Annotated in this window: 12 protein-coding genes; 11 read left to right on the top strand and 1 reads right to left on the bottom strand. The window is 40.8% G+C overall.

What is annotated here, in order from left to right:
• Positions 1-205 precede the first annotated feature (205 nt).
• The 4 genes from tig (at position 206) to Q4486_RS04365 (ending at position 5,054) form a co-directional block, all read left to right on the top strand.
• Complete coding sequence (gene tig, locus Q4486_RS04380) at positions 206-1,540, top strand: trigger factor (RefSeq protein WP_303518481.1); 1,335 nt, start codon at positions 206-208, stop codon at positions 1,538-1,540.
• A 249-nt stretch (positions 1,541-1,789) separates the two neighbouring features.
• A complete protein-coding gene (gene clpP, locus Q4486_RS04375) occupies positions 1,790-2,416 on the top strand; it encodes an ATP-dependent Clp endopeptidase proteolytic subunit ClpP (protein ID WP_303416949.1) in 627 nt (208 codons plus the stop codon).
• A gap of 127 nt (positions 2,417-2,543) precedes the next feature.
• Positions 2,544-3,833: an ATP-dependent protease ATP-binding subunit ClpX gene (gene clpX, locus Q4486_RS04370; protein WP_303416948.1), complete on the top strand. Its 1,290-nt coding sequence runs from the start codon at positions 2,544-2,546 to the stop codon at positions 3,831-3,833.
• An 87-nt stretch (positions 3,834-3,920) separates the two neighbouring features.
• Complete coding sequence (locus Q4486_RS04365; RefSeq protein WP_303518479.1) at positions 3,921-5,054, top strand: Hpt domain-containing protein; 1,134 nt, start codon at positions 3,921-3,923, stop codon at positions 5,052-5,054.
• Positions 5,055-5,146: 92 nt separating this feature from the next.
• Here Q4486_RS04365 and Q4486_RS04360 read toward each other — a convergent pair whose 3' ends face one another.
• The gene (locus tag Q4486_RS04360; RefSeq protein WP_303416946.1) at positions 5,147-6,214 is read right to left on the bottom strand and encodes a 3-deoxy-7-phosphoheptulonate synthase; all 1,068 of its coding nucleotides are present in this window, start codon (positions 6,212-6,214) and stop codon (positions 5,147-5,149) included.
• Between the two features lie 326 nt (positions 6,215-6,540).
• Here Q4486_RS04360 and dsbD point away from each other — a divergent pair, with 326 nt between their 5' ends.
• The 7 genes from dsbD to Q4486_RS04325 all read left to right on the top strand — a co-directional run bounded on the left by dsbD (position 6,541) and on the right by Q4486_RS04325 (position 12,881).
• Positions 6,541-8,415 carry a protein-disulfide reductase DsbD gene (gene dsbD / locus Q4486_RS04355; protein WP_303518478.1) on the top strand — a complete coding sequence of 625 codons (1,875 nt, stop codon included), beginning with the start codon at positions 6,541-6,543 and terminating at the stop codon, positions 8,413-8,415.
• Between the two features lie 97 nt (positions 8,416-8,512).
• Positions 8,513-8,857: a hypothetical protein gene (locus Q4486_RS04350; protein ID WP_303518477.1), complete on the top strand. Its 345-nt coding sequence runs from the start codon at positions 8,513-8,515 to the stop codon at positions 8,855-8,857.
• Between the two features lie 624 nt (positions 8,858-9,481).
• Positions 9,482-10,546, top strand: a complete 1,065-nt coding sequence (locus tag Q4486_RS04345; RefSeq protein WP_303518475.1) for a hypothetical protein — start codon at positions 9,482-9,484, stop codon at positions 10,544-10,546.
• A 91-nt stretch (positions 10,547-10,637) separates the two neighbouring features.
• Positions 10,638-11,123, top strand: a complete 486-nt coding sequence (locus Q4486_RS04340; protein ID WP_303416939.1) for a paraquat-inducible protein A — start codon at positions 10,638-10,640, stop codon at positions 11,121-11,123.
• Positions 11,110-11,727, top strand: a complete 618-nt coding sequence (locus Q4486_RS04335) for a uracil-DNA glycosylase family protein (RefSeq protein ID WP_303518473.1) — start codon at positions 11,110-11,112, stop codon at positions 11,725-11,727. The genes Q4486_RS04340 and Q4486_RS04335 overlap by 14 nt, the downstream gene beginning before the upstream one ends.
• 125 nt (positions 11,728-11,852) lie before the next feature.
• Complete coding sequence (locus Q4486_RS04330; protein ID WP_368500057.1) at positions 11,853-12,647, top strand: endonuclease; 795 nt, start codon at positions 11,853-11,855, stop codon at positions 12,645-12,647.
• Between the two features lie 66 nt (positions 12,648-12,713).
• The gene (locus Q4486_RS04325; protein WP_303416935.1) at positions 12,714-12,881 is read left to right on the top strand and encodes a YqaE/Pmp3 family membrane protein; all 168 of its coding nucleotides are present in this window, start codon (positions 12,714-12,716) and stop codon (positions 12,879-12,881) included.
• The last annotated feature ends 36 nt before the right edge of the window (positions 12,882-12,917 follow it).

Genomic DNA, 12,917 nt, shown 5'->3' with positions numbered 1-12,917 from the left:
TGTTTTGAGTCTAGTTAAATTGTTTTTTACTTTCTTTAAATTATTTTGCTCTCAAACTTGACTAATTCGCCTAGTTGCCGGAAAATTTCGCGCTTTGATTTCTCTCGGCCTTGCCGAGTACTGTGCAGATTAAGCGACGTTATGAATGATTCGTCGGTCTGTTGAAGATTATTGATACAAGCATTTTTTATTTGTGAGGCATTACATGCAAGTTTCCGTTGAAACGACTTCTGGCCTAGAGCGTCTGATGACGATTTCCGTCCCAGCAGAGCGCATCGATCAGGATGTTACTAAACGCATCCAACAGACAGCACGTACAGTAAAAATCGATGGTTTCCGCCCAGGCAAAGTACCTGTCAAAGTTGTTAAGCAGCGTTATGGTAAAGGTATTCGTGAAGAGGTTTTAGGTCAGGTAGTTCAGGAAAGCTTCTACCAGGCACTTCAACAGGAAGAGATTAACCCAGCTGGCACTCCATCAATTGATTTTACAAAAGATGTTGAAGGTGAAAACCTAGAGTACACAGCTAAATTTGAAGTTTACCCATCTATTGAACTAGCGGATTTCTCTTCAGTTGAAATTGAAAAGAAAAGCGCTGACGTAAAAGATGCTGATCTAGATCAGATGATCGAAACTTTACGCAAGCAGCAAGCTGATTGGGCTGAAGTTGAGCGTGAAGCAGCGATGGATGATCGTCTGCGTATCGACTTTGAAGGTTTCATTGATGGTGAAGCGTTTGATGGTGGTAAAGGCGAAGGCATGGACCTAGTACTAGGTTCTAACACAATGATTCCTGGTTTCGAAGCAGGTTTGGTTGGTGCTAAAGCGGGCGACGAAGTTGAAGTTAAGGTCACTTTCCCTGAGTCTTACCAAGCAGAAAATCTGCAAGGTAAAGATGCAGTCTTTAAAGTTAAAGTTGCAAGCGTATCCGAACAGGTACTTGCTGAACTTAACGAAGAGTTTTTTGCTAAATTTGGTTTAGAAGATAAAACTGAAGAAGCGTTCCGTGCTGAAGTTGGTAAAAACATGGCGCGTGAACTTAAGCAAGCGCTTAAGATGAAGCTGAAAGATCAAGTTTTCAGCAAATTACTAGAGATCAACGCAATCGACGTACCGTCTGCGTTAGTTGATGGCGAAATTGACAATCTGCGTCGTCAGGCTGTTATGCAGTTTGCAGGCCCAGATTCAGATATGGATCCAAATGCTCTGCCTAAAGAGATGTTCACAGATCAAGCGGATCGCCGCGTTAAAATTGGTTTGTTGATGCAGGAAGTCATTAAAGTTAATGAACTTGAAGCTGATGAAGCGCGTGTTCGTGAAACACTTGAAGAGATGGCTGAAACATATCAGGATCCTCAGCAAGTTATTGACTGGTACATGGGTAATGAAGAGATGCTAGGCCAGATTAAAGGGCTAGTTCTTGAAGAGCAGGTTGTTGATAAACTGCTTGCAACAGCTAAAGTGTCTGAAGTATCTGTAAGCTATGAAGATGCTATCAAACCGGAACAGCCTGCTGCTCCAGAAGCTGAAGAGACTGAATAATCTCTATTTAAGCTAGATTGATTTTAAAACGACAGTTCGTTTGTGCGGCTGTCGTTTTTTTATTTACGCTGAACTAATTCCTCTAAGTGCTTTGATTTTTCGGTTTTATTTATTCGTTTGGTTTGTTATCTGTTACCGCATATAGGTAAAAGTAATTAATTTCATTTATATGATCGGTTTCTTAGGCCGAATTAACGTAGTATTATCGAGTGCTTGGTTTTAAAAATGTTTCCGTTTAAGGAGTGATAGATGACGGATTTTGGAAAGGGTGGTGCTGATATCCTAAGCAGTCTTGTTCCTATGGTTGTTGAACAATCTGCGCGTGGTGAACGAGCCTATGATATCTATTCCCGTCTCTTAAAAGAGCGTGTGATCTTTTTGGTCGGTCCTGTAGAAGATCATATGGCAAATCTAGTAGTAGCTCAGTTGCTATTTCTAGAAGCGGAAAACCCAGATAAAGATATCCATCTGTATATTAATTCACCGGGCGGTTCCGTTACTGCAGGCATGTCTATTTACGACACTATGCAGTTCATCAAACCGGATGTAAGTACGATGTGTATGGGGCAGGCAGCAAGTATGGGAGCCTTCCTATTGACCGGTGGTGCTAAAGGCAAGCGTTTTGCTTTGCCAAACTCGCGTGTGATGATTCATCAGCCTTTAGGTGGTTATCAAGGGCAAGCGACAGATATTGAGATTCATACAAAAGAGATTCTGAGTATTCGTAATAAGTTAAATACTTTATTAGCTGAACATTCAGGGCAGGATCTTGAAACCATTGCTCGAGATACTGACCGAGATAACTTTATGGATCCATACGCTGCTAAAGAATATGGTTTGATTGATGACGTGTTAGATCGTCGAAATACGGACTGATAAATAGGTATTAAGATTTTTATTATATTCTAGTCAGTAGCGAGATGCTTTTAAGGTCAAAATTGAAAGTGTCTGCTTCTTGACTATAGTGAATATAAGTCCGAACTAGAATAAACGAGGAAGTCGAATGACCGACGAAATCAAAGGTAAAGACGGTGATGATGACGGCAAGTTATTGTACTGTTCATTTTGTGGTAAAAGCCAAGATGAAGTACGTAAGCTGATTGCTGGGCCTTCTGTTTTTATCTGTGACGAATGTGTAGATTTATGTAATGACATTATTCGTGAAGAAATTCAGGATGCGGAGCCGCAAGAGGAAAGTGATCATCTTCCTACGCCTGCTGAGCTGAGCGCGGCGTTGGATGAGTATGTTATTGGCCAAGATCGCGCTAAAAAAGTATTAGCGGTAGCGGTTTATAATCACTATAAACGCCTGCGTTTCCAAAAGAGCAGCAAATCAGACGTTGAGCTGAGTAAAAGTAATATACTTCTTATTGGTCCTACTGGGAGTGGTAAAACACTGCTGGCTCAAACATTAGCACGTCTTTTGAATGTGCCTTTCACTATGGCTGATGCAACAACCTTGACTGAAGCTGGCTATGTAGGTGAGGATGTTGAGAATATTATCCAAAAACTACTGCAGAAATGTGAATATGATGTTGAGAAAGCTCAGTTAGGCATCGTATATATTGATGAGATTGATAAGATTTCACGTAAATCTGATAACCCATCAATTACACGTGATGTATCAGGTGAAGGTGTTCAGCAAGCCTTATTGAAACTGATTGAAGGGACTGTTGCTTCTGTTCCTCCTCAAGGTGGACGTAAACACCCACAGCAAGAATTTTTGCAGGTTGATACCTCAAATATTCTATTTATCTGTGGTGGTGCATTCGCGGGCCTTGAAAACATTATCCGTGATCGTTCCGAGAAAGGTTCTATTGGCTTTAATGCTATTGTTAAAGGCAAGGATGAAGAGAAAACGGTTTCTGATAGCTTGCTTGAACTTGAAGCTGAAGACTTAGTTAAATACGGTTTGATCCCTGAGTTTGTTGGTCGTCTACCGATGATCGCTACCTTGGCTGAGCTTGATGAGTCAGCGCTGATTCAAATTTTGACTGAGCCGAAAAACAGTCTGACTAAGCAGTATGCTGCCTTGTTTGATATGGAAGGTGCGGAAGTTGATTTCCGTGAATCTGCACTTGATGCGATTGCTAAGAAAGCTTTAGAGCGTAAAACCGGTGCACGAGGCTTGCGATCTATTATGGAAGCAACCTTGCTTGATATTATGTATCAGCTGCCTTCTATGGAAAATGTAAGCAAAGTTGTAATCGATGAGGGTGTTATTGAAGGCGATAACGATCCTATCTTGATTTATGAAAATACAGATCAAGCTAAGGCGATGCCTGACGATTAATTTTGTTTTTATATTTCTTTTAAAAGGATAGCTTTGCTATCCTTTTTTTATGCCTTCTTTTCACAACTTGCTTGGTATCTAATCATTGTGACTAATATCGCTGAGTTCAACCGTCTTGATTTAGAACTTAAGAGAGAGTTCTACACTAGTTTCAAAGAGGCTATGGAGGAGCTGGAGCGCTGCTTTAGTCGTTTAGATACTAAATATGATCAAGAGACCATTAATGAGATGTTTCGTGCTGTTCATTCGGTTAAAGGAAACTCACATATGGTTTTTTTGGATTCTGTTGCAGAGGTTTGTCATAAATTAGAAGATATAGCCGATCAAATTAGGCAGGGTGATTATTTATATACACCGGCACAAGGTGAATTTATGACCTTTGTGTTTGCGCGTCTCGAGCAGTTAATTGCTGAGGCGATCTCGCTAGGTTCTATTCCTGATATTCATGTGGAAATTCTCCTGAAAGGGGGGTCCCATGTTTATGATGCTTCTCTCTCTACACGTGATTCTGTTATTCAGACAACCTTGGAAAGCTTCTCTGGGATTTTAACGAACAGTGAAGACGAAAGTGAGCAGGTACTCAAACGTTTAGCACAGCAAGGGCGCGGCGCTGTGCAGGCGTCGGTTCCTGAGGTTAACCAAAGCTTTGATGGTATAGAGTTTATGGCATCGGTTGCTCAACGGGTGAGTAGTCAATCTATACAACAGCCGGGGGATCAAGAGAAGTTATTAAGTTTGTGCCTTTGGCTGAATGATAGATTGGGCTCAGTGGTTGATGAGGATCAGTTAAGAGCAGCCTTTTATTTTCAAACATTAGGTGCGCGTTTTGTCTCTTCTCCAGTATTTGATATAGCTTTACGGTCTGCCAGTTGGGAAAAGAATAAGGCATTGGAACAGTTGGAATTATCAGCTGGTTTTTTAAAGTTATCGAACCAGTGGGCTGAGGCTGCAGAGATCATTTTACAGAGTTACGAACGTTATGATGGGCTAGGTCCTTTAGGGTTGAAAGAGGATGAAATTAATCAAGGCAGCATGATCATAGCGTTGATACGTTACTATCAGCAGTGTTATTTCAAGCTGAAAAAAGATCACAAAGTAAAAATTGCTGTGTCTAAATCCTTAAGCCGGATTAACAGTGAAGAGAGTTACCGATTCTCACCTGAGATTGTTCTATTATTTAATCAAATGGTGCATAGCGATGTGTTGGGCGTAAGTCTATAGAATCAGCCTCAGATTTGGGGGGGGGGGCTAACAGCAAGACATAAAAAATGCGCATCAGTAAACTGTATGCGCATTTTTTTGCAGTGTGCCGCTTATCGGTTAGGTAAAACCTTAGTTAGCTTTTCATGCATACCTAATAAGCATTTTTCTGTGCTATCCCAATCAATACAGCCATCAGTAACAGATACGCCGTAAACAAGATCGTCTAGGTTTTCGGGAATCGCCTGATTGCCCCAGCCGATATTACTTTCAATCATCAAGCCAACAATAGATTTGTTACCTTCAAGAATCTGGTTTGCAGCGTTTTCAGCGACAAGAGGCTGAAGAGCTGGATCTTTGCTGGAGTTTTCGTGGCTACAGTCGATCATAATATTGTTAGCAAGACCTGCTTTCTCAAGTGCTTGTTCACAAATAGAAACATTGACTGAATCATAGTTAGGTTTGCCACCGCCACCACGCAGTACAACATGACCATACTGATTGCCTTTAGTATGGACAATTGATACTTGGCCTTCAGAGTTAATACCTAAGAAGCGGTGAGGAGCGCTCACTGATTTAAGAGCATTAGTTGCTACGCTTAAGCCACCGTCTGTGCCATTTTTGAAGCCTACCGCACAAGATAGGCCAGACGACATCTCACGGTGTGTCTGAGACTCTGTTGTACGAGCACCAATAGCAGACCAGGCGATAAGGTCTTGTATGTATTGTGGTGAAATAGGATCTAGGGCCTCAGTGGCTAAAGGCAGCCCCATTTCAGAAAGGTCGATAAGCAACTTGCGCGCAATATGTAGACCTTCTTCGATCTCGAAAGAATCGTTTAGGTGAGGGTCATTAATTAGGCCTTTCCACCCTACGGTTGTACGAGGTTTCTCAAAATAAACGCGCATAACCAAATACAGAGAGTCTTTAACCTGTTCTTGAAGAGCAACTAATTTTTTGCCGTATTCAAGTGCCGCTTCGGTGTCATGTATTGAGCAAGGGCCCACTACGATAAATAGGCGAGGATCTTTACGATCAAGTATGTCACGAATTACAGAGCGGCCCGTTAAAACAGCAGAAGCCGCTTTCTCTGAAATAGGCATCTCTGCTTTTAAAACGTCCGGAGAGATTAGGACGGTATTTGATTGGATATTTAAATCGTCAACGCGTATATCAGTCATTATCACTTTTCCTGCTATAGAGAGCCTAATATCCATAATAAAGTGTCGGAATTGTTGGCTATCTAAACTCTTTGTAAATGTGTCGCCTTTTTTACCATAAACACACTACGGTTATAAGTGTGCATAAGGTCAATTATGCATCTAAATGCATAACAATTGACTATTTAGGGGGAAACAGATGAATGTGTCGTTGCGATTAGCCGTGATACACTGCGCTTCTAATTTTTTACGCTATTTATTTATTCTTTAATGTCGTATTTTTAGAACTGAATTAAATAAAAGCGGTCAACATAGCTATAGAATTTTATCGGAATTGTAGGCATTAGATGGTTACCTCAGTATTTCACTTATTCAAACGCAGCATTTTCAGTCCTCTCCTCTTTGTCTTGTTGCTTTTTTGCACTCAGCAAGCGAACGCTGGATTATTTGATAATAACCCTTTTGCAGAGAAGGGGCCTTTAGAGGTTGAAAAAGCGTTTGTCTTTGGACAGATTCAAGAGGGGAATCAGCTTAGTCTTTATTGGGATATACCTAATGACTATTACCTCTATCGTGATCGAATAGAATTAAAAAGCGGTGCAAATACTAAAATACTTAATCGTTTGAACAGTCCCGCAGAGCAAAAAGATGACCCGCTTTTTGGTCAAGTCTGGGTTTATCACAACAGGGCTGAGGTCACTATTGATTTAGCAAGTGCTAATGATCAAATAGTTGATGATAAACTTATAGTCACTTATCAAGGCTGTTGGGAGGGAGGAATCTGTTACCCTCCAGTGACAAAAGAGATCTCCGTTATAAGTGTTGAGCCTGTTTCTGATAAAACAGAAATGGCAACTGTAGGCGATGCAGAAAACATAGAAACGGATAATACAGCCACGGCTACAGCAACGTCGGAAACGACTGTAGTGCTAAGTGAGCAAGATCAATTTGCCCAGATGCTTAATCAGGGAAATCTATTTGTTACTTTAGGTGCCTTTTTTATCGCCGGTTTAGCCTTGTCATTTACCCCTTGTGTGTTTCCTATGATCCCAATTCTATCCAGCATTATTGCCGGTCAGGGGAAGCAAATTACAGCAGCTAAAGGCTTAACACTGTCTATTGTGTATGTATTGGCTGTATCGGTGACATATACTTTGGCGGGTATTTTTGCCGGTTTATTTGGTGAAAACCTTCAAGCCTTATTTCAAAACCCATGGATTATAAGTGTCTTCAGTTTTATTTTTGTTCTGTTGTCTTTATCTATGTTTGGTTTTTATGAATTACAGCTACCTAATGGCATACAGAGTAAGTTGAGCCAAGCAAGTAATAGCCAAGAGGGTGGGACGATTGCAGGTGTCGCTATTATGGGCTTGTTGTCAGCGCTGATTGTTGGTCCTTGTATAGCAGCGCCTTTGGCGGGTGCTTTGATCTATATTGGACAGACGGGTGATCCCGTATTAGGTGGGAGCGCACTGTTTAGTATGAGTCTTGGGATGGGGGTACCTTTGATTCTCGTGGGTACTTCGGCGGGTAAGTTATTGCCCCATGCCGGACTTTGGATGGATAAGGTCAAGGCTGTATTCGGTGTTTTACTCTTATTGCTCGCTATTTGGATGCTGGATCGTATTGTGCCAACCGTTGTGACTATGTGGTTAACGGCTTTGGTTTTAATTGTATCCGCGGTTTATATGGGCGTGTTGTCTCATGCTAAAAAGGAGACCGCTAGGCTGCAACTGGCTAAAGGTTTAGGCATTGTTATTTTGCTTTACGCTATAGCGTTGATGGCTGGCGCATTAGCCGGTGGCAATAGCTTGATCTATCCTCTTAAGGCTTTTGCCGAATCGAATGCACAAACAACTAACAAACTAGCATTTATTAAAGTTTACACCCCTGAGCAGTTAGTTCTTGAGCTAGAGGATGCTAAAAAGAAACAGCAGCCCGTTATGTTAGATTTTTATGCTGATTGGTGTGTCGCTTGTGTTGAATTGGACGTGGTTACTTTTTCAGATCTATCTGTTCAGCAGGCTTTAACATCATTTAAGGTGATTAAGGTTGATGTCACTAAGAATGACCAGCCCGCAAAAGCATTAAACAAAGCCTACAATATTATAGGCCCTCCTGCTTTAGTGTTTTATGATCGATCAGGAGAGATTGTCCAGAATAAGACTTTAATAGGGGTTGTCGAACCTAAGGAGTTTATAGATCATATCAGGGGGATCTAATTTAGTTCTCTCTTTCCTCTATGGACGGCGCTTTTGCTAAAGGGGGAGGGTATAGTTTACTCAAAACAATAATTACAAATGTGTAAAGGAGGTTTATATGTCGAACGAGTCGAAAAGAATACTCCCTACCTTGATTGCAACTGTCGTTCTAGCTCTCTCTCCTAGTCTAGTGAGCGCTGGTGATGCCGCTAATGGTGAAGTGCTTTACCATGAGGTCGAAATCGAGAAAACAATCCATGGTGAGGCTCATACCGATGCTAATTGTGAAACCTGCCATGATTCGTCGCTCTATATGAGTGAGCAACGTAAAGTGACAACATTTGCAAAATTAGAAGCATTTGTTGAAGGCTGCAATACAAACTTAGATGTCGGCTGGTTTCCTGAAGATGTTGCGGACGTCGCGAGCTATCTAAATAAAGAATATTATAAGTTTGAAGAATAATTTCTTTATAGAAAACTTATAGATCTTTTTACCAAGCCGCTTTTAGCGGCTTTGTGTTTTTTATTCCTTCTGTTCTTATCCCCACTTTAAATAACCTTAGTAAAGATCATTGATACCTAGCGCCTTTAAAAACGGCCCACTTTTTGCTGTATCTCATATTACTTATTTTTAATGATTCTCGTACCTGCTTTTTGAAATAAACAAAATGAACAGCCTTAGTGCGCTTTAACGTGTTTCTTTCCGGTTGGGCTATTGTTTTACAAAGCGAGCGTTTGCGAGGGCTGTAGCCGTATGAGGTGTGCCTATTGTTGTGTTTTTACTGATCGTTTAGGTTGTTGACCTAATAATCACTTATGGAAATTTGCGCTTAGTTATTGGGCTAAGGGCTGTCATTTTTTGCCGTAAGCCGCTCGGCGGTTCTATCTGCATTAGGCAATTATTTTCCGCTAAGTCAGTATCAAAAAATTGAATTTTTGCTGATGCAAGAATAGGTTTTTTGCGCCTCAAATAAAGGTATTTAGTCACTATCAATGATTAGTGTCTGAGGTTTTTTACGTCAAATAAAGGAGGAATGAACTATAGACAGGTTTTACTGGTTTTCTATTCAACCTTGTGGAGAGAATAATGATTATTCAGACGAGTACAGTGCACATGAGTGCAGAGCATGAGAAGACAGAATCTATTGAGTTAACAAAAACAATGGATTTCGATGCGCTATCTGCGGGCTTTTTCAGAGAATTTGAAAGCGCTCAATCGTTGCTTGGTGAGGAGAGTGAAGCACAAAATAACTCAATACTTGTATTGACTGAACAAGGTATGCAGTTCAGAACAGCGAGTGATAAGAATGAAGTAGAACAGCGGCATGAACTCATACGCTCTAAGTTATTTGATAGCCTGATAAAAGCGATTAATCCAAAATATGGGGATGCAGATATAAGCAATAATATAGAGCTGCCTGCGACATCGTCTTATAGCGAAGATATGGGGAGTACTGGTACCGCTATTCCTCAGCAGATGCAGCCTGTACGTTTGCAGATGTCCTTTAAGGTTTCAGAAACTATAGAGGAGTACGAATGCTCCAGTTTCTCCAGTTGTGGGAAAGTAACAACGGCTGATGGGAAAGAGATAGAATTTGATTTAAGCCTAGAGATGGAGCGAAGCTACTCTGTTAGCCGAGAATTTGAGGTGACAAAAAGCGTCGAATTTACTGACCCGCTTATTGTTAATTTTGAGGGCAACTATGCGGACTTATCGGACGAAAAGTTTGAGTTTGATTTAGACGCAGATGGGGATATGGAGTTAATCAGTTATCTATCAGGTAGTGGTGGTATGTTAGCCATCGATAATAATGAAGACGGTATTATTAATGATGGTACTGAGTTATTTGGTGCGTTAAGTGGTAATGGCTTTGCTGATTTAGCGCAATATGATGAAGACGGGAACAACTATATAGATGAAGCCGACTCTATTTATGATGATTTAATGCTTTGGACAAAAACTGAGGAGGTTGATTCTTTAGTATCCATTGCCGATCATGGTATTGGTGCGATTTATCTAGGTTCAAGTGAAACGCCGTTTGATATCAAAGGAAAGGATAATCAACAAAATGGGCGAGTGACCTCCAGTGGTTTTTATATTAATGAAACAGGCGAGGTCGGCACCATTCAACAGATCGACATGGCTGTCTAGGTAGATAATATAGATCAATCATAAGGGGGATGAGTCCCTTATGATTGATTAAGGTATAATGCCGTTTTGTTTAGGCTCTGTGATCACTTTTATGCAACTCACTTCGCAGCGTGAAGTAAACCTATTACGCTTCTTGCTCTTGTTAACAGTCGTACTTCTATTAACGGGGCTTTTTTCCCCTATGCTGACGATGAGTCAGTTTTATTTCTTTGAAAGCTCTTTTTCTGTCGTTGGCGGCTTGGTGAGTTTATTTGAAGAGGGGCAGTATTTTATTGCTATCGTTATTTTAATTTTTAGTGTGCTAGCACCTATAGCAAAAGTACTATTTCTTTTTCATATACTTAAGGCGGGCGTAGAGTGTTCGGTTAAGCAGAAACACTATCTTTCATTGATACATGATTATGGACGTTGGGCGATGCTTGATGTTTTTGTCGTGGCTGTTTTGATTATGACGGTCAAGCTCGGAGCTATTGTATCGATTGAAATTCATTGGGGGTTGTACGTATTTGCCAGCGCGGTCATTTTGATTATGTATCTAACCCATAAAGTGGTTAAATTATTTCATGTCGATCTCTGAAGCTTTCTATCTGAATTTAGCGAAAAGAAAGAATACCCTCAAAGTTTATAACCCTTATCGTGATTGTTATAAACTCGAAAATCTAAAACACTATTTTGAAGCGATGTTTGCATTGCCAGGGCCGCGGGTCATGCTAGTGGGAGAAGCACCGGGCTATAAAGGCTGTCGCTTAACTGGGATCCCTTTTTCGAGCGGTAAGCTCTTCAAGGAAGTAGAGCATCCCTTTTTACAAAATTTAAGTTCACAGTTAACTTTAGATCAGGATTGTCTCGTTGCTGAAAATACAGCATCAGTGGTATGGCGCTATCTAATTGATAAGCCGATAGTGCCTCTTTTTTGGAACTCATTCCCATTTCATCCGCATCCTCCACGTATTCAGAAAAAGAATAGGGCACCTTCAGTCGCAGAGATTGAAGAGGGCGCTTTCTACTTGAATGAGCTGGTTGAGGCTTTTCAGCCTGATATAGTGGCTGGATTAGGGAGGGCGGGAACCTCTTGTGCTCAGAGCGTCTTACCGGAAAGGGATATCTGTTATATCCGCCATCCATCTTACGGTGGGAAACGAGATTTTGTGACAGGGATGAATCAGATTTTGAATATATAATCAGATCTAAGTGTTCAGTTTAGGTTTATATTTAACTTATTAAAATATAATGAAGTTTTAGCAGGATGCAGTAAAGGCTAGCAAGCTTTATTCCGGCATTGGATGCCAAATGATTTGGAAATCTGATGTCTCAATATTCACAATGTTATTTCTTAAGGCTGGCCCGTTATTGTTTCATTTGTCTTTGTATTATTCCCACAGTCGCTATGGCTGGGCATCCCAGTTCATTTTCGAAATCAAAAACCATTTTAAAACAGATATATAGCGACCATAAATTAACCTTTTATTGTGGATGTACTTACCATTCTCAGGGGAAAAAACTTGTCCCTGATCATGATAGTTGTGGTTATAGCCCACGTAAAAGTGCCTCAAGGGCTCAACGTATAGAGTGGGAACATATTATGCCCGCATGGGCGTTTGGGCATCAGCTTGAGTGCTGGCAGGATAGTGGCAGAAAAGGCTGTAAACAAAATAAACAGTTTAAGAGGATGGAATCTGATCTACATAACCTTGTACCCGCAATTGGGGAGGTGAATGGAGACCGTTCAAATTTCAGCTTTGCTCCTTTAAAAGGGGAGCCTAGGTTATATGGGCGTTGTGATATGGAAGTGGATTTTAAAGCTCGTAAAGTTGAACCCTCAGATTCCATACGGGGTGATATAGCTAGAACCTATTTCTACATGCGTGATCAATACCAAATAAAACTAAGCAGAAAGCAGGTTCAGCTTTTCACCGCATGGGATAAGCTGGATCCCGTTGATGAATGGGAGCTGGCACGTAATAACTTAATTAAAAAGATCCAAGGTAATGGCAACCCTTATGTTGAAGGTGCCACGCCTTCGCAGACAACCATGTTGGCCTTAGATACAAAGAGTAAAACACTATTTAGTATTGTGAAAAGTTTATTAAATTTAAATTAACAGGAAGGTTATGAAGGGCGGAAGCCTATTCTTTTAACTGAACAGGTCTATTAAGAGGAATGCACTATGAATATTCTCAATCTAATTCTAGCTATATTGTTACCGCCTTTAGGGGCTTTTCTACAAGTCGGTGCGACTAAGCATCTCGTTATTAATATTGTGCTGTGTTTATGTGGTTGGCTTCCTGGTGTTATTCATGGGGTCTGGCTGGTGGCTACCAATCAGAAAGGCTAAGTGTTATCTAGCTGAGTAAGATGGAAAAGGCTTCGT

The sequence above is a fragment of the Neptuniibacter sp. 2_MG-2023 genome (genome assembly GCF_030547495.1).
In the GTDB taxonomy this organism is placed as follows: domain Bacteria; phylum Pseudomonadota; class Gammaproteobacteria; order Pseudomonadales; family Balneatricaceae; genus Neptuniibacter.
The sequence above is the reverse complement of the archived record's forward strand: the minus strand, read 5'-3'. Positions and strand labels throughout refer to the sequence as shown.